Origin of the sequence: Burkholderia sp. AcTa6-5 (assembly GCF_017815075.1) — a bacterium.
GTDB lineage: Bacteria > Pseudomonadota > Gammaproteobacteria > Burkholderiales > Burkholderiaceae > Burkholderia > Burkholderia sola.
Genome location: NZ_JAGIQE010000001.1, coordinates 382,082 through 399,183 on the forward strand (window position 1 = coordinate 382,082; position 17,102 = coordinate 399,183).

Below are 17,102 nucleotides of genomic sequence, written 5' to 3' on the forward strand. Positions count from 1 at the left end.
ATCAGCAGCGCGCGCGGATGCACAGGAATGCCGGCGCCAGCGACAGCTCCGCATGAAGCCGTTCGGATACGGCTTTCATCTCCGGCAGCGGCCTCGGTTCGACGAAGCGGTCGAGCCGCCAGCCGCCGTCGGCGACCGCGTTCAGGATGTCGGCGAGCGGCCGCCGCCACGCTTCGACGTACGGCCTCGGTTCGCCGAACCCCGACCAGTGAAAACCGAAGCGCGACGTGTCGAAGTACGTGCCGTCGCCGCGCGTGCGTTCGTCCATCCAGTCGCGCATCGGATGCGCCATCGAGAACACGAGCGTTCCTCCCGGACGCGCGACGCGCCGGAATTCGCGCAGCGTCGGCGCGAGATCGCGCACGTAGTCGAGCGCGAGCGAGCACAGCACCTTGTCGACCGACGCATCGGGCAGCCACGCGAGCGGCGCTTCGAGATCGCCTTCCCTGACGTCGACCGGCAGGCCCGCGCAGCGCGTTCGCGCGAGCGCAACCATCTCCGGCGTCACGTCGAACGCATGCACGGTCGCGCCGCGACCGGCGAGATGCGCGCTGCAGATGCCGGGCCCGCAGCCGGCGTCGAGCATCGTGAGGCCGTCGACGTCGCCGAGCAGCGCCATCGTTGCCGGACGCTCGTAAAGCGCGTTGTGCGCCTTCGTCGGCGCGAGATCCGCATAGCGTTGCGCAAAGCTCGCGTACGCGCGGCGGCCGGGCGGTTCGTTCGGTTCGGTCATGCGGCATCCGTCGGTCGACACTGGGCAGGCCGATTCTGCCCGATCGGACGACGAATGGCGACTGCCGTCACGCTTGCGTCAGGACAGGCTGTCGAGCAAGCGATACCAGGCGACACCGGCCGCGATATAGAAGCGCTGCAGCCCGTGCAACGGAATGGGCCGGATCGGCGTGACGCGCAACGGCAGCGGCAGTTGCGCATCGCCCGACAGATGCGCGGCCAGATGCTTGCCGAGCGTCGTCGCCATCGCGATGCCGCGGCCGTTGTAGCCGAGCGCGATCGTCACGCCCGGCGCGGGCTCGTGCACGTGCGGCAGGAAATCCGCGGTGATCGCGACGCGCCCCGCCCAGCGGTAGTCGAACCGGATGCCCTTCAGTTGCGGATACAACAGCGTCGTCGCGCGTTCGAGATGTCGCCAGTCGCTCGGCGCGCGCGGGTCGGCGAACGGGCCTCGGCCGCCCATCAACAGGCGCCCGGCCGCGTCGCGGCGGAAGTACAGCAGCAGACGCCGCGCATCCGATGCGACCTCGCCGCCGGCGAGGATGTCGCGACCGAGCGCCGGCGCGAGCGGTTCCGTCGCGACGATGAAGCTGTTCGCGGCGATCACCGACTGACGCAAGCCGGGCCACAGCCCGTCCGTGTAGCCGTTGGTCGCGATCACGACGCGCTCGGCCGACAGCGTCGCGCCGCCGGACGTCGCGATCCGCCAGCGGCCGTCGGCGCGCGTCAGTCCGACGGCGCGGGTCAAGCCGTGCACGACCGCCCCGCTCGCCTGCACGGCGCGCACGAGGCCGCGCGTATAGCTGAGCGGCTGCACGCTGCCGGCGCGGCGATCGATCCAGCCGCCCGCATACGCCGGCGTGCCGAGCCGCCGCGCGACGTCGTCGCGGCTGAGCACGTCGACCGGCGCGCCGCGCGCCGCCCATTGCTGCGCACGGCGTGCGACCGTGTCGAGCATCGCGGCGGTCGGCGCCGGCTGGATCCAGCCGGCCCGACGCGCATCGCAGTCGATTCCGTGCCGCGCGATCAGGTCGAACACGGTATCGGCCGCACCGCCGACGATGCCGGCAAGCTGCTCGCCGGCCTCGTCGCCGAATCGGCGGACCAGTTCGTCCGGGTCGTATTTCAGCCCGGGAATCACCTGCCCGCCGTTACGGCCCGATGCGCCCCAGCCCGGCTGCGCGCCGTCGATCACGCGGACGTTCACACCGCGTTCGGCCAGGTGAAGTGCGGTCGACAGGCCCGTGAAGCCGGCGCCGACGATCGCCACGTCGCACGACACGGACGTGTCGAGCGCGGGCGTATCGGTCGCCGGCGCGGCGGTCGCTGCCCACAGCGAATCGGGCCACGGCGAGTCGGGCCATCCGGGTGCCGCGTGCGTTGCGCTCATGTTCGATCCGGGTGGTCGGCGCCGTCCGACGCCAGCAGGCGGCGCAGGAATTCCTGCGTGCGGGGATGGGCCGGCTGCGTGAGCACGTCGCGCGCCGGCCCGCTTTCGCAGATGGTGCCGTCGTGCAGGAAGCACACGCGATCGGCCACCTCGCGGGCGAATGCCATTTCGTGCGTGACGACCACCATGGTCATCCCGTCGCGCGCGAGCCCGCGCATCACGCCGAGCACTTCGCCGACGAGCTCGGGGTCGAGCGCCGACGTCGGCTCGTCGAACAGGATCGCCTGCGGCGCCATCGCGAGCGCGCGTGCGATCGCGACGCGCTGCTGCTGGCCGCCCGACAGTTCCGACGGATACGCATTCATCCGGTGCGAGAGCCCGACCTTGTCGAGCAGCGCGCGGGCCTGCTCGCGCGCTTGCGCGGCCGGCATGCGCCGCACGTGCACAGGCCCTTCCATCACGTTCTCGAGCGCCGTGCGGTGCGCGAACAGGTTGAAACGCTGGAACACCATGCCGACCCGCATCCGCAGTTCGTGGATCCGTTTCGAATGCGCGTCGACCTTCACGCCGTCGATCGTGATCGACCCTTCGTCGTACGTCTCGAAGCCGTTGATACAGCGCAGCACGGTCGACTTGCCGGAACCGGACGGCCCGATCAGGCACACGACTTCGCCCGCCTGCACGTCGAGGCTCACGCCCTTCAGCACCGCGTGCTGCTGAAACCGCTTGTGTATCGAATCGATCCGGATCATGCGCCCCTCCTCAGTGCGAGCCGCTTGCCGAGCCGGTTCACGCCGAACATCAGCGGCAGGCCGAGCGCGAGATACAGCAGCGCGACGAGCGTGTAGACGCTCATGTTCTGGAACGTCGACGACGCGATCAACTGGCCCGCGCGCGTGATTTCCGCGACCGTGATCGTCGACGCGACCGACGAATCCTTCAGCAGCATCACCAGCGTGTTGCCGTACGGCGGCAGCGCGATGCGGAACGCCTGCGGCAGCACCACGCGCCGCATGATCATCGGGCCGCGCATGCCGATCGCGTGCGCGGCTTCGATCTGGCCGCGGTCGATCGCCTCGATGCCCGCGCGGAAGTTCTCGGCCTGATATGCCGAATACGCGATGCCGAGGCCGAGCACGCCGGCCTGGAACGCCGATAGTTGTATGCCGAGATCAGGCAGCACGAAGTACATGTAGAACAGCTGCACGATGATCGGCAGCCCGCGGATCACGTTGACGATCGTGCTGCCGGCGGTCGACACGGCACGATTGCGCGACACCTTCAGCAGCGCGAGGATCAGCCCGAGCACCGAGCTGAGCACGAACGCGCAAGCGGTGATCTCGATCGTGACCACCGCGCCCTTCAGCAGGATCGGCAGGAAATCGATCGCGTTCTGAAAAAACATGAGATCTCCTATGCGACGTCCGGACGGCGCGCCGCGATGGATGCCCGCGACGCGCGGGCGATACCGGTCGGGAAGCGAATGCCGACGCTCAGCTCATGTGCCACTTCTGCAGGATCTGCTGCAGCGTGCCGTCGGTCTTCATCTTGCGGATCGCGCCGTTGAGCTGTTCGAGCGTCGCGGTGTCGCCCTTGCGCACGATGAAGCACACCTGCCCCTTCACGACGCTCTGGTATTCGGGCACGAGCCGCACCTGGCGATTGACGCCGTGCTCGATCTGGTACGCGACGATCGGCTGGTCGGCGAAACCGGCCTTGATGCGCCCGAGCGCGACGTCGCGCATGATGTCGGCGATCGAATCGTAGGTCCGGACTTCCTTGAAGATGCCCTTCTTGTTGAGCGCATCGACGAACGCCGTGCCGACCTGCGCGCCGACCACCTGGTCCTTGAAATCGTCCATCGACGTATAGCGGCCCGGATCGTCGGCCTTCACGATCAGGCCTTCGCCGAACGAGTAGACGGTGTCGGAGAAATCGACGACCTGCTGGCGCGCGGGCGTCTTCAGCATCGCGGCCGAAATGATGTCGATCTTCTGCGTGGTGAGCGACGGGATCAGCGCGGAAAACACGGTCTGCTGCACGTCGACGCGAAACCCGGCCGACTTCCCGGCTGCCGTGATCGCATCGACCATCATCCCCTGGATCGAATTGCTCTTGACGTCGAGAAACGTGAACGGCACGCCGGTGGCCGTCGCGCCGACCTTCAGCGTGGGCTCGGCCGCAACGGCGCCCGCCGATGCCGTGGAGAGTGCGATACAGATGGCGAAACCGGCGGCCAGTGCGCCGAACCGCTTGATGAACGGAACCATGGTGACTCCTTCTCGAATAATCCGGGCGCCGGCCGGTCGCTGATCGACACTGCGACGATGACTTGATCTTAAAACGAATCAAAAACATCGCAAACAGATTTTTGCGTATCGATATTCGATACGATATGATGCGATATCGAATCGATCCCGCCCCTCGCCATGGATACGTCACCCGACCAAGCAAACGATCTGCTGTTCAACCAGTCGCTGGAAAAAGGGCTGAACGTGCTGCGTGCGTTCAGCGCGAAGCGGCGCACGATGACGCTGGCGGAAGTGGCCGACGCGGCGGGGATGACGAAAAGCTCCGCGCAGCGGATGGTCTATACGCTCGAGAAGCTCGGCTACATCCGCAAGCATCCGGTCACGCGGCGCTACCAGCTCACGCCGCACGTGATGCGGATCGGCTTCAACTATCTGGCGGCCGATACGTTGATCGACGTCGCGAATCCGTTCCTGTCCGAGCTCACGAACCTGACCGGCGAAACCACCAACCTCACCGAGCCGGACGAGGATGAAATGGTGTACGTCGCGCGCTTCGTGTCGACGAAGTTCGTGCCGATCCACATGCCGATCGGCAGCCGTATCCCGATGTACTGCACCGGCTCCGGGCGCGCGTTCCTGAGCGCGTTGCCGCCGGACGATGCGCGTGTGCGGCTCGACGGCATGGCGCGCACGCCGCATACGCCGCGCACGGTCACGGCGCTCGACGATCTCGTCGCGCTGCTCGACAGCGCACGGCGCGAAGGTTATGCGACCAACCAGGAAGAACTGTTCATCGGCGACATGTCGATCGCGGCGCCTGTGCTCGGCAGCCAGGGGCAGCCGGTCGCGGCCGTGCACGTGGTCGCGCCGACAAGCCGCTGGACGTTCGACGACGCGCGTCGCAAGCTCGCGCCGGCGGTGATCGACTGTGCGCGCGGGATCAGCAATTCGATTCGGACGCTTGAATAGCGGCGGCGAAATGGCATACGGCGCGCCGTTGCATCGCGCAACGACGTTCGATCGCTACTGCGGCTTCGGCGGATGCTCGACCCGGTAGGTACGGTTCGGGCGCGATACGAATTGCTTCGCCGCAGCGTCCAGTGCCTTGCCGTGATACAGATCGATGCACTTCAGGAAGTCGAACTTCACATCCCGGACTTCGGATTCGACAATCGGATTCCGATAGTCGCGCGCCAGATACTTCGCGACCAGCGCGTGAATCACGTCCGGCGCATGCTCCATGTCGTAGTAGGTCCAGTCGCGCAACGCGCTGGCGCTGCTGCCGATGTCCGTGCTCGCGCCGGGCTCGTGCTTATAAGCGGTAGCCAGGCACTCCGCAAGCACCATGTCCTTGAAGTTCTGGAGGTAAGTCCGTGAGCCTGCTTCAGGCGACTGCTGTGCGACGTCCTTCGCCACGACCATCGCCGGTTGAAACGCGATGCACGCCAACGCGGCAGCGATCCAGATTCGCCTCATGACAGGCTCCAAAATTTGCGCGATCGGTACGATACCGCGCACCCGGTTCGTTGAAGTAACTTGGCCGCGCCCCTGGATAAGTCGCCTCCATCGCCATCCGCAGTCGTGCCGCGATGATCGGATCCAACCCCGACGCGGAAAAGTATTGCCGACTGTCGCCGACAGCCTCTTCGTCCATCCCCTGGTTTTCCCCGATCCTGTTCGCCTTGACTCGGCTCCGCCGATCGACAAAACTTCGCACATCGCCAGTGTGATCACAGATCGCAGATCAAACCCAGGAGCCACGCCTTGCCGCCCCGTATCGTCCCGCCCGCACTGAAAGCCATCGAACAGGAAACGATGGCCGACAAGGTCTACCAGCAACTGCGCGAAGCACTGATGAGCGGCCGCTTCGCGCCCGGCCAGGCGCTGAGCCTGCGCAGCGTGGCCGAGGCGGTCGGCTCGTCGACGATGCCCGTGCGCGCCGCGCTCACGCGGCTGCGCGCCGAACGCGCGCTGGTAGACGGCCCGAATCGCGCGCTCGTCGTCCCGCCGATGACGCTCGACATGCTCGACGAACTGCGCGACGTGCGGATCGCGCTCGAAGGCTGCATCGCCGAGCGTGCGTGCGAGCGGATGACCGACGCGCAGATCGCGGCCGTGCGCAAGACCTGCGAGACGATGCAGGCACACGTCGAGGCCGGCCGCTCGCGCGCCTACCTGCAAAGCAATTTCGCGTTCCACAGCGCGATCTACGCGCATGGCGCCAGCGAAAACACGCTCGCGATCGTCGAGAACCTGTGGATGCGCGTCGGCCCGTTCCTCAACATGGTCGCGCTCGACATCCCGCACATGCGGCGCTCGATGGATGCGCACCGCGCGATCGTCGATGCGCTTGAACGTCGCGACGGCGCGGGCGTGCGGGCCGGCATCGCGCTCGACATCGGCGGCGCCGCGCACGATCTCGCCGAGACGCTGCGGGCCGAACAGACGCCGCGGACCGTGAACGCGAAGCCGTAGCGGCCGCTTGCGACGGCCGCCCGACACGCGAGCGGCCGCCATCCCACGACATCAACGATGGAGACAACCCGGCATGACAGCTTCCGACCTGCTGAAACCCTATGACGGCCTGCGCGTCCTCGTGACGGGCGGCGCGTCGGGCATCGGTCTCGAAATCGCCGACGCGTTCGCCGAATGCGGCGCGCGCGTGCACGTGTGCGACGCGTCGCAAGCCGCGATCGCGGCGCTCGCCGACCGGCCGCCGCACGCCGCGGCCGGCGCGATCAGCGCGACGCTGGCCGACGTATCCGACCCGGCCGCCGTCGAGCGCGTGTTCGCCGACGTGTCGACGCGGCTCGGCGGCCTCGACGTGCTGGTCAACAACGCGGGCATCGCCGGCCCGACCGGCGGCATCGACGAAATCGACCCCGTGCAGTGGGAGCAGACCGTCGCGATCAACCTGAACGCGCAATTCCAGTTCGCGCGCCGCGCGGTGCCGCTGCTGCGCGAATCGAAACACGGTGGCGCGATCATCGCGCTGTCGTCGGTCGCCGGCCGGCTCGGCTACGCGTTCCGCACGCCGTATGCGGCGACCAAATGGGCGGTGGTCGGCCTCGTGAAAAGCCTCGCGATCGAACTGGGGCCGCTCGGCATCCGCGTGAACGCGATCCAGCCCGGCATCGTGCGCGGTCCGCGGATGCGCCGCGTGATCGACGCGCGCGCGCAGCAGCTCGGCATCGGCTACGACGAAATGGAAAAGCGCTATCTCGAGAAGATCTCGCTGCGGCGCATGACCGATCCGTCCGAAATCGCCGCGACCGCGCTGTTCCTGTGCTCGCCGGGCGGGCACGGGATCACCGGACAGGCGATCTCCGTCTGCGGCAACGTCGAAGTGCTCTGACGCGTCCTGCATCGTTCATCGAAAGGAATCCATCCGTGGCCAACGCTCGCAAAGTCATCATCACCTGTGCGCCGACCGGCGCGATCCATACGCCGTCGATGTCGCCGTACCTGCCCGTGACGCCGCACGAAATCGAAACGGCCGCGGTCGCGGCCGCGAAGGCCGGCGCGGCGATCCTGCATCTGCACGCACGCAACCCGTCCGACGGCAAACCGACGCAGGATCCGGCCGTGTTCGCCGAGTTCCTGCCGCGCATCAAGGCGCAGACCGACGCGGTGATCAACCTCACGTCGGGCGGCAGCCCGCACATGACGGTCGACGAACGGCTGCAGCCGGCGCTGCATTTCCAGCCCGAGGTCGCGTCGCTGAACATGGGCTCGATGAACTTCGGGCTGTATCCGATGCTCGAGCGCTTTACCGAGTTGAAGCATCCGTGGGAGCGCGAACATCTCGAGAAAAGCCGCGATCTCGTGTTCAAGAACACGTTCGCGGATATCGAGACGATCCTCACGCGCTGCGGCGCGAACGGCACGCGGTTCGAATTCGAGTGTTACGACATCTCGCACCTGTACAACCTCGCGCACTTCGTCGACCGCGGGCTCGCGAAGCCGCCGTTTTTCGTGCAAAGCGTGTTCGGCCTGCTCGGCGGGATCGGCGCGCATCCGGAGGACCTGATGCACATGCGCCGCACGGCCGACCGCCTGTTCGGCGGCGATTACGTGTGGTCGATCCTCGGCGCCGGGCGCAACCAGATTCCGCTCGCGACGATCGGCGCCGCGCAAGGCGCGAACGTGCGCGTCGGGCTCGAGGATTCGTTGTGGATCGCGCCCGGCAAGCTCGCGGAATCGAGCGCCGCGCAAGTCCTGAAAATGCGTCAGGTGCTCGAAGGCCTGTCGCTCGAGATCGCGACGCCGGCCGAGGCGCGCGCGATGCTCGCGCTCAAGGGCGGCGACGCGGTGAATTTCTGATCGCCGGGTCCCGCCCTCAACACGAGCATCCGCAAGCGCAGTGACAAGGCGCCGGCCCGAGCCGGCCGGCGCCAGGACGCCCTTGATCGCCCCGCTCCGTTCGAGCGCCGCCGGCGCGGCTCCGTCGACTGCCCATCCGCTGCCTTGCCGCAGCGGCATTTGCCGAACGCGCCGCGCCGTGCTTGCCGTGCGCGCCGGTTCGCCCTTACCGGAGTCGTCCGCATGTCCACTCATCACGCTCAGGCCTTGTCGTCCGCCGCGACCGATGCGAACGCGTCGCTGAACCGGCTGCTGTTCCGCAAACTCATGCCGCTGCTGATCGCCGCGTATGTGATCAGTTTTCTCGACCGCACCAACATCGCGTTCGCCAAACATTCGATGGGCGTCGATCTCGGCATTTCATCGGCCGCGTACGGGCTCGGCGCGGGGCTGTTCTTTCTCACCTACGCGCTCTTCGAGATTCCGAGCAACCTGATCATGCATCGCGTCGGCGCGCGCTTCTGGATCACGCGGATCATGATCACGTGGGGCGCGCTGTCGGTCGCGATGGCGTTCGTGAGCGGCGAGACGTCGTTCTACGTGATGCGGCTGCTGCTCGGCGTGGCCGAAGCCGGCCTGTTTCCCGGCGTGATGCTGTATCTGACGTACTGGTTCGGCCGCGAGGAGCGTGCGCGTGCGACCGGCTATTTCCTGCTCGGCGTGTGCATCGCGAATATCGTCGGCGGGCCGCTGGCCGGCGCGCTGATCGAGCTCGACGGCACGCTCGGCTTCCACGGCTGGCAATGGCTGTTCGTCGTCGAAGGCATTCCGGCGATCCTGCTCGCGTTCGTCGTGTGGACGCGATTGCCGGATCGGCCGAGCGCCGCGCCGTGGCTCTCCGCGGAAACCAGCCGCGCGCTCGAGCGCAAGCTGGCCGCCGAGCAGGACGCAGGCGTCGCCGCGCACGGCGGCCATGCGTTCGGCGCCGCACTGCGCGATCCGCAGATCTGGCTCGCGATCTTCGTGTACTTCTGCCATCAGTTGACCATCTACACGGTGATCTTCTTCCTGCCGGGGATCATCGGCGCGTCGGGGCGCCTGTCGCCGGTCGCGGTCGGGTTGCTGACGTCGCTGCCCTGGCTCGCCGCCGCGCTCGGCGCAGGCACGTTGCCGCGCTTCGCCCGCGAATCGCGTCATTCGCGGCGGATGCTGTGTGCGGGGCTGGTGATCATGGCGGCCGGGATGGTCGGCGCCGCGCATGCATCGCCGTTGGCGGGGCTGCTCTGCGTGTGCGTGGCCGCGTCGATGTTCTTCGTCGTGCAGTCGATCGTGTTCACGTTTCCGGCGTCGCGGCTCGCGGGCAGTGCGCTGGCCGGCGGGCTCGGGCTCGTGAATACCTGCGGTTTGCTCGGCGGCTTCGTCGGGCCGACCGTCGTCGGCGCGATCGAACAGACGACCGGCAATGCGAAGAACGGGCTGACGCTGCTCGCGGCCGCGCTCGTCGTCGCGGCGTTCGCGAGCCTCGCGTTGCGTCACGGGCACGAGCGCGCCGACGTGCGGTCGCGCGGCTGAAGGCGCGGCTGGAATCAAGCTGGCGGGAGGCGGGTTCCCCCCGCCCCTCGCGCCTCACGCCGTCGGAACAGGTACATTCGCGCGACGAACACAACGCCCGCGAACAGCAGCGTCGTCACGCAATATCCTATGATGTCGCGCACGGCGAGCCCCGCGATGGCGCCCCGCTGCCAAGAGCCGATCCCCATCATGCATGTGCGAGACCGTGAGCCGACGAACGCCCGTCTCGCCGCTTCTCTTTCGGCAACCCCTGCCCCTCGAGGGCATGTTCACGCCCTAGCGCAGCAGCGCAACGTTCTCGTCGATTCGACGCTGAATGTCCGTCAGCGTGTCTTCTGTGATGATCCCCTCGTAGCGGCGCTTCGCAATGGCCGAGAACTGGCTGGCCACTCCGCACATTGCGTCGATCATGTCGCCGGCAGCCGCTGCGGAAAGCTCCGCTTCCTTTGCCAGTCCGACCAATGCCGCCCGGTCGACCCGCAGCGCCTCGCCCATGACGTCCATTTGGTGGTAACCGCCCGGTCCCTCGCAGAATGTCACGTCGTAGGCCGGCGCGAGTGTCCACTGGCCGGATCGCGACATGACGTATGCGAAGTTTTTCGGATGATCGTCGCGATTGTTGAACGCGACATTGAAGACAGCCCGTTCCAACGCCCGCGCCTTCTCGCGTACGTCGTTGGTGCACATGTGAGTCGCGCGCAAGAAGTTCACGTAGTCCAGCGCACCCGGCGTTGTGTAATCGGCACCGGTAAAGGCGGCAACGCTTTGCATGGGCACGCGCAGACCGTCCCGTCGATCGAAACGCCTGGACGCAAATGCCGCCATCCCGTCAGGCAAATCGAAATGCAGCGTGTCCGGGGTCTCGATGCCGCACATGCGCAAGCACTCGGCGTAGACCATTTCGATCGCGCACACCTCGGGATGCTCTTGCCGGGCCGGGAACTTGACCAACCATGCTTCAAAACCCGCCACCGCGGCCGTGGTAAAAACGCCGGACTGCGGATCACGATAGACCAGGGCCTTCGGCCTGGCACCTTGCGGAGAGCCGCCCACCTGCAGCAGTTGATGAAGGAATTCGCCGCCCTCACCATTGAGGACTTCCTGTACCTCGGCCGCGAGCCGGTCGAGAGGAATATCCGGCTGCGGTGCCCGGATCTCGAGCGCGACCGGCTCGAACGACAGGGCGCCCATTGCGTGGTTGCCGATGTAAGCCAACCGCTCCAGCGGCCCGATGCGTGCCGCGTTGAGACCGCGGCGTTTGAACCAGCGGTCCATGAGCAACATGCCCCATCCGTCGGGCAGCGCGTCATAGACTGGGCCGGGCAATCCCAACTGGTGGGACGGAAAGTCCTTGCGCAGCCTCGCCCCATGCAATGGGAGCGCATAAGACGACAGTTCCAGCCCCCTCTTGCGCGCGTCATCGCTATATTCGAATACGATCAACGGGCGCCCCGTGATCGCCGTCGTAGAAACCATCGATCCCCACAGCCAGTGCTCCCCCCAGCCGTCATAGTAGACATCGATCCGCTCGATCATTTCTGGTTGCCCCTCTTGACGCGCTGACGTTTGGCACTTTTTTCATACCGATGAACGTCTTCCAGGCTATCGAGCTTCGGCAGAAACAGTCCTTCGAGTTCCTTGCTTCGTCCCAGGACCATGGCTACACGAACTACCGTCTCGAGGCTCACATTGCGTCCGGCTTCCAGATTGGACACGGTATTGGAACCCACGCCGGCACGCGCGGCTACGTCGCTCTGCGTCAGTTGCAACGCCAGCCGCTCCGTGCGAAGCCTGGCGCAAAGCAGCGTGACGATTTCATCGGGCTTGCGAAAACTTAATTCCAACATAGTGGGGCTTCCGGCGTGATATCTCTCGTAACTCACAATATCACAGAGTTACAGAAGGGATGCACTCGGAAAATATAATTCCCTGATGTTGTATCTTATGGGGAGAATTTCCCGGATAAGCCCCTCCGAAACGGAGGTGATGCGTCAGCGATGCATGCGCTTCCCGTACCCACCCGTCGCCCTCCAGATACGCCACGTCGTGGATGGATCGCCGCGCTCATCGATGCGTACACGAGCCCTGGCGTGAGCCCGCTAGCGAGCAACCGCCTCCGGCGTGCCGACGGCCGCGATCGCGGTCGCTCGCCGCTCCGCCAGCTTCTGCGCAAGCCGATACGCGACAAGCGAACCCGCCACGGCCAGCAACATCGGCACGAGGCTGTCGTGATTCGCACGCGTGAATTCGAGCATCAACACGACGGCCGTGATCGGCATCTGCATCGACGCGGCGAGAAACGCGGTCGCACCGATCAGCGCGCATCCGCCGAGCGATGCGCCCGGCCACACGGCGCTCCACAATCCGCCGAGCACGACGCCGAGCAACGCGCCGTTCGCGAGACCCGGCGTCAGCAGCCCGCCTTCCGCGCCGGCCCGCAGGCTGCCGGCCTCGATCAGTACCTTCAGCACGAGCAGCGTCGCGGCGAAGCCGATCGTCAGCGTGCCGTCGAAACCCAGCGCCGCCGGGCCCTTGCCGTTGCCGAGCAGTTGCGGAAACCCCATCGCGAGCACGCCGATCACCGCGAAATTGAGCAGCGCGAACACCGGCAGCCGCCAGTCCTTCGGCGCGTTCGCGCGCGCGCGGCTCGTGAGCCGCACGAAACCGTACGCGGCGAAACCGAACAGCGGCCCGCAGACGATCGACCATGCGACGAGCGGCGTGCTCAGCACGAACGCCGGCACGGTGTACTGGTGTTCGTTGCCGAGACCGAGCCACGCGACGATCGCCGCGATCGCGGACGTCACGACCGCCACGATCAGCGCGCGCATGTCGAACGTGCCGAGCAGCACCTCGAGCACGAAGATCGCGCCGCCGAGCGGCACGTTGTAGACGGCCGCGAGCCCCGCGCCGGCGCCGCACGCGACCATCAGCCGGCAGTCGTCGGGCGTGAGCCGCGCCGCATGGGCAAACCGCCCGGCGAGCAGCGAACCGATCTCGCGCGGCGCGACTTCGCGGCCGAGCGGCGAGCCGAGCGCGACGGTCACGATCTGCAACAGCGCGTGAACCGTCGTGCTGACGAACGGCATCCGCGGATCGGCCGCACGCACCGCCCGACGGATGCTGACGAGCGGCCGGCCATACCGGTAAAGCGCCCACCAGCCGCCGCCGGCGACGATCCCGCAGACGGCCAGCACCGCGACCCGGCGCAGCGGCTCGGCCGCGGTCACGCCAGCGAGGAAGCTCTCGGACCCGATCACGTGCGCAATGCTGTAGCCGTACGCGACGTGCTGGATCGCATGCAGCAGCAGCGCGAGCAGCATGCCGCCGAGGCCTGCGCCGATGCCGGTCAGGACCGTGACGACGGCCATGCGCGCGAACGGGCTGGCGGTCGGCGAAGCAGCAGCGGGAGCGGACGGAAGATCGAGGCGCATGGGATCGGCGAACGAAGAGGAAAAAGGACGGCGCGCACGTGGCACGCCGTCGTCAGGACCGAATCGTAGGCCCGCGCCTCTCATGAGACAAACGTATTTTTCGAATCGACTGATGCATTCCATGAATACTCAAAGCCGGCGAGCCGCGCTCGCCCGCCTTCCCGTCAATCCGGATACGTCACGCGCTCCGGTTCGCGCCGCATGATGACCTTCCCGTGGCGCATCGACAGCGTGGCCTTCGCCTGCCGGCGTACGGCTTCGTAGTCGCTGTCCGCGTCGAGGACGACGAGATTGGCCGGCCGCCCGACCGCGATGCCGTAGCCATCGCCGAGATGCATCGTCGTCGCGCTGTGGTCGGTCACGAAGTCCAGGCAGCGCTGCAGGTCCTGGTAACCCATCATGTGGCAGATATGAAGGCCCGCGTCGAGCACGCGCAGGATGTTGCCGTTGCCGAGCGGATACCACGGGTCCTTGATCGAATCCTGCCCGAAGCACACGTTGATCCCGGCGCGGTCGAGTTCCGCGACGCGCGTGACGCCGCGCCGCTTCGGAAACGTGTCGAAGCGCCCTTGCAGATGGATGCTCTCGGTCGGGCACGAGATGAAGTTCAGTCCCGCCCGCTTCAGCAGCCGGAACAGCTTCGAGCAGTACGCGTTGTCGTACGAACCCATCGCGGTCGTGTGGCTCGCGGTGACGCGCGCCCCCATGCCGCGCACGCGCGCCTCTTCCGCGAGCACTTCGAGAAAGCGCGAATGCGGATCGTCGGTCTCGTCGCAGTGCACGTCGACGAGGCAGCCCGTGCGTTCCGCGAGATCCATCAGGAAGCGGATCGAGCTGACGCCCTGCTCCCGTGTGTTCTCGAAATGCGGAATCCCGCCGACGACGTCCGCGCCGAGTTCGATCGCCTGCTCCATCAACGCGCGGCCGCCGTCGAACGATTCGATGCCCTCCTGCGGGAACGCGACGATCTGCAGGTCGATCAGCCCGCGCGCCTCGTCCTTCACTTCGAGCATCGCCTTCAGCGCGGCCAACGTCGGATCGGTCACGTCGACGTGCGTGCGCACGTGCTGGATCCCGTGGTCGCGCAGCATGCCGATCGCCGCATGCGCGCGTGCTTTCGTGTCCTCGTGCGTGATCGTCGCCTTGCGCTCGGCCCAGCGCTCGATGCCCTCGAACAGCGTGCCGCTCATGTTCCACGCGGGTTCGCCGGCCGTCAGCACCGCATCGAGGTGGATATGCGGTTCGACGAGCGGCGCAATCGCGAGCCGGCCGCCGCCATCGATATGGTCGGGGTTCGTCGACGCGATCGGTGCGGTTTGCGCATCGATCCGCGCGATCTTGCCGGCATCGACGCCGATCGTGAACAGGCCGTCGCGGCCGCGCAGGCGTACGTTGAACAGGTTCATGGGGGCCTCTTGTCGTATGCATTGACACGGCCGCGCGATCCGAGTCGGCGGCCGTGTGGTCCGGGCAACCAGTATGGAGGAAAAGCAGCGATGCGCGCACGTACCGTGCATGTTGCATCGACACGACAGCCGGGCCGGGCCGGACAGCAGCCGCGGGCCTGCCGTCGCGCAAGAACCGCCGGCCGGCGCGGGCGCATCGCGTCGTGTCGGTTTTGTGAACGACTCTTGCAGGATCCGGAACAGTGCGCTCGCGGCCGCCCGGCCCTTGCGCGCGCCGCGCATTCCTATACTTGCGCCGAACTTTGGTTTCCCGTCCCACACGCAGGAGCTTCACCTTGAAAAAAACCCTGATCGCCGGCGCGTGCGCCGCCGCCCTGTTCGCGCCGCTCGCCCACGCGCAAAGCTCGGTCACGCTGTACGGCCTGATCGACGCCGGCATCGCCTATACCAACAACGTGAACGGTGCGTCGCAGTGGCGCATGGCGACCGGCACGATCAACGGCAGCCGCTTCGGCCTGCGCGGCACCGAGGATCTCGGCGGCGGCCTGAAGGCGCTGTTCGTGCTCGAGAACGGCTTCAACGCGAACAACGGCGGGCTCGGCCAGGACGGCAAGCTGTTCGGCCGGCACGCATATGTCGGCCTCAGCCAGGCCGGCTACGGCACGCTGACGCTCGGCCGCCAGTACGACACGATGGTCGACTTCGTCGCGCCGCTGTCCGCGACGTCCGGCGATTTCGGCGATACGGGCTTCGCGCATCCGTTCGACAACGACAACCTGAACCACTCGCTGCGTATCAACAACGCGGTCAAGTACACGAGCGATACGATCGCGGGCTTCAAGGTCGGCGCGCTGTACGCGTTCTCCAACTCGGCGAACTTCAGCGCGAACCGCGCGTACAGCGTGGCCGCGAGCTACACGAACGGCCCGCTGAAGCTGGCCGGCGCGTACCTGCAGATGAACGGCACGAAGGGCTCGACGAGCGCGAGCCCAGGCGCGACCGATTCGGCCGAAGCGAAAAGCCTGAACCAGGGCGGCTGGTCGATCGGCTCGGACCGCATGCGCAGCTACGGCGGCGGCGTCAGCTACGTGTTCGGCCCGGCGACCGTCGGCTTCGTCTACACGCGCTCGCAGTACGACAACACGGGCGCGTTCGGCTCCAGCGGCCAGATCGCGTTCAACAACTACGACGTGAACGTGCGCTATGCGGTGACGCCGGCCATCAGCGTCGGCGCGGCCTATGTGTACACGGACGCCAGCGTGTCGAATCCCGACAGCAAGCACGGCAGCGATCCGAAGTGGCATCAGGCCAACCTGCAGGCCGTGTACAAGCTGTCGCGCCGTACCGACCTGTACGCGGAAGCGATGTTCCAGCATGCGTCGGGCCGCGGCTACCAGGCGTTCATCAACACGTCGGGCGGCGCATCGAGCACGGCGAACCAGGTGGTCGGCACGATCGGCATGCGCACGCGGTTCTGACCGGCATCGCGCGACGTCGTCCGCCTGCAGGAGCCGTGTGCACACACGGGTTCAGTAGCCGCGGGCGACGCCGCCAATGTTGTTCCTTCTGGAACGCAGCCCTCCTGGAATCGGGGTGTTTGCACGCGGACTCGCTCCGTAGACTGACGTCCAAGGTCGGCGCCGCGCGCAGCGTGTCGATCCGGCCACCCACCCCTTATTCAGGAGAACCTCGTGAAATCGCTCGTCGTTACCGCCGCCGCTGCCGTCCTGCTTGTCGCACCGGCCCTGTCGTTCGCCCAGCAGGCGAAGTCACCCGTCACGCGCGCGCAGGTGCTGCAGGAGCTGATCGACCTCGAATCGGTCGGCTACAACCCGGCGCGCGGGGAAATCGGCAACTATCCGGACGACATTCTCGCGGCGCAGGAACGACTGCAGGCGAAGCGTCTCGCCGAACGGAAAGCGGCGCGGGCCGCCTACGGCCCGACCGGCGAGCCGGCAACCGAATCGGGCGCGGCGGCCAAGCCCGCGCTGTGACGGCGCGCGTCGCTCGCATC

The 17,102-nt window shown here is 67.0% G+C and carries 17 protein-coding genes and 1 pseudogene; 7 read left to right on the forward strand and 11 right to left on the reverse strand.

Going from position 1 to position 17,102, the window contains the following annotated elements:
• Position 1: 1 nt before the first annotated feature.
• From J8I33_RS01615 to J8I33_RS01635, 5 genes are all read right to left on the reverse strand, one after another.
• Positions 2-733 (reverse strand): class I SAM-dependent methyltransferase, encoded by a 732-nt coding sequence (locus tag J8I33_RS01615; protein ID WP_124554248.1) that lies wholly within the window; start codon positions 731-733, stop codon positions 2-4.
• A 78-nt stretch (positions 734-811) separates the two neighbouring features.
• A complete protein-coding gene (locus J8I33_RS01620; protein ID WP_209932740.1) occupies positions 812-2,122 on the reverse strand; it encodes an FAD-binding oxidoreductase in 1,311 nt (436 codons plus the stop codon).
• The gene (locus J8I33_RS01625; protein WP_050011017.1) at positions 2,119-2,874 is read right to left on the reverse strand and encodes an amino acid ABC transporter ATP-binding protein; all 756 of its coding nucleotides are present in this window, start codon (positions 2,872-2,874) and stop codon (positions 2,119-2,121) included. Before J8I33_RS01625 ends, J8I33_RS01620 begins: the two co-directional genes overlap by 4 nt.
• A complete protein-coding gene (locus J8I33_RS01630) occupies positions 2,871-3,527 on the reverse strand; it encodes an amino acid ABC transporter permease (protein WP_050011016.1) in 657 nt (218 codons plus the stop codon). Before J8I33_RS01630 ends, J8I33_RS01625 begins: the two co-directional genes overlap by 4 nt.
• 88 nt (positions 3,528-3,615) lie before the next feature.
• Complete coding sequence (locus J8I33_RS01635) at positions 3,616-4,392, reverse strand: ABC transporter substrate-binding protein (RefSeq protein WP_089489349.1); 777 nt, start codon at positions 4,390-4,392, stop codon at positions 3,616-3,618.
• 159 nt (positions 4,393-4,551) lie between these two features.
• On the opposite strand from J8I33_RS01635, the gene J8I33_RS01640 reads away from it, so the two are divergent.
• On the forward strand, positions 4,552-5,343 hold the full coding sequence (locus tag J8I33_RS01640; protein WP_175977248.1) for an IclR family transcriptional regulator: 792 nt from the start codon (positions 4,552-4,554) through the stop codon (positions 5,341-5,343).
• A gap of 54 nt (positions 5,344-5,397) precedes the next feature.
• Here J8I33_RS01640 and J8I33_RS01645 read toward each other — a convergent pair whose 3' ends face one another.
• On the reverse strand, positions 5,398-5,850 hold the full coding sequence (locus tag J8I33_RS01645) for a type VI secretion system amidase immunity protein Tai4 (RefSeq protein WP_209925451.1): 453 nt from the start codon (positions 5,848-5,850) through the stop codon (positions 5,398-5,400).
• Between the two features lie 288 nt (positions 5,851-6,138).
• Between J8I33_RS01645 and J8I33_RS01650 the strand changes: the two genes are divergently transcribed.
• From J8I33_RS01650 to J8I33_RS01665, 4 genes are all read left to right on the forward strand, one after another.
• Positions 6,139-6,849, forward strand: coding sequence for a GntR family transcriptional regulator (locus J8I33_RS01650; protein WP_060219264.1), 711 nt, complete (start codon positions 6,139-6,141; stop codon positions 6,847-6,849).
• Between the two features lie 73 nt (positions 6,850-6,922).
• Entirely contained in the window at positions 6,923-7,729 is an 807-nt protein-coding gene (locus J8I33_RS01655; RefSeq protein WP_124554243.1) for an SDR family oxidoreductase, read from the forward strand.
• A 35-nt stretch (positions 7,730-7,764) separates the two neighbouring features.
• The gene (locus tag J8I33_RS01660) at positions 7,765-8,697 is read left to right on the forward strand and encodes a 3-keto-5-aminohexanoate cleavage protein (RefSeq protein ID WP_209932742.1); all 933 of its coding nucleotides are present in this window, start codon (positions 7,765-7,767) and stop codon (positions 8,695-8,697) included.
• Positions 8,698-8,919: 222 nt separating this feature from the next.
• Complete coding sequence (locus J8I33_RS01665; protein ID WP_050011009.1) at positions 8,920-10,248, forward strand: MFS transporter; 1,329 nt, start codon at positions 8,920-8,922, stop codon at positions 10,246-10,248.
• Between the two features lie 14 nt (positions 10,249-10,262).
• Here J8I33_RS01665 and J8I33_RS01670 read toward each other — a convergent pair.
• From J8I33_RS01670 to codA, 5 genes and pseudogenes are all read right to left on the reverse strand, one after another.
• Positions 10,263-10,409: pseudogene (locus tag J8I33_RS01670) on the reverse strand (TIGR00366 family protein); the annotation flags it as partial.
• A 115-nt stretch (positions 10,410-10,524) separates the two neighbouring features.
• On the reverse strand, positions 10,525-11,784 hold the full coding sequence (locus tag J8I33_RS01675) for a type II toxin-antitoxin system HipA family toxin (RefSeq protein ID WP_209932744.1): 1,260 nt from the start codon (positions 11,782-11,784) through the stop codon (positions 10,525-10,527).
• On the reverse strand, positions 11,781-12,092 hold the full coding sequence (locus J8I33_RS01680; RefSeq protein WP_338025138.1) for a helix-turn-helix transcriptional regulator: 312 nt from the start codon (positions 12,090-12,092) through the stop codon (positions 11,781-11,783). The genes J8I33_RS01675 and J8I33_RS01680 overlap by 4 nt, the downstream gene beginning before the upstream one ends.
• 255 nt (positions 12,093-12,347) lie before the next feature.
• Complete coding sequence (locus J8I33_RS01685) at positions 12,348-13,682, reverse strand: chloride channel protein (RefSeq protein ID WP_209925228.1); 1,335 nt, start codon at positions 13,680-13,682, stop codon at positions 12,348-12,350.
• 164 nt (positions 13,683-13,846) lie between these two features.
• The gene (gene codA, locus J8I33_RS01690; protein WP_050011005.1) at positions 13,847-15,088 is read right to left on the reverse strand and encodes a cytosine deaminase; all 1,242 of its coding nucleotides are present in this window, start codon (positions 15,086-15,088) and stop codon (positions 13,847-13,849) included.
• A gap of 335 nt (positions 15,089-15,423) precedes the next feature.
• On the opposite strand from codA, the gene J8I33_RS01695 reads away from it, so the two are divergent.
• Positions 15,424-16,566, forward strand: a complete 1,143-nt coding sequence (locus tag J8I33_RS01695; protein WP_209932749.1) for a porin — start codon at positions 15,424-15,426, stop codon at positions 16,564-16,566.
• Positions 16,567-16,779: 213 nt separating this feature from the next.
• Positions 16,780-17,082 carry a DUF4148 domain-containing protein gene (locus tag J8I33_RS01700; protein WP_050011003.1) on the forward strand — a complete coding sequence of 101 codons (303 nt, stop codon included), beginning with the start codon at positions 16,780-16,782 and terminating at the stop codon, positions 17,080-17,082.
• The last annotated feature ends 20 nt before the right edge of the window (positions 17,083-17,102 follow it).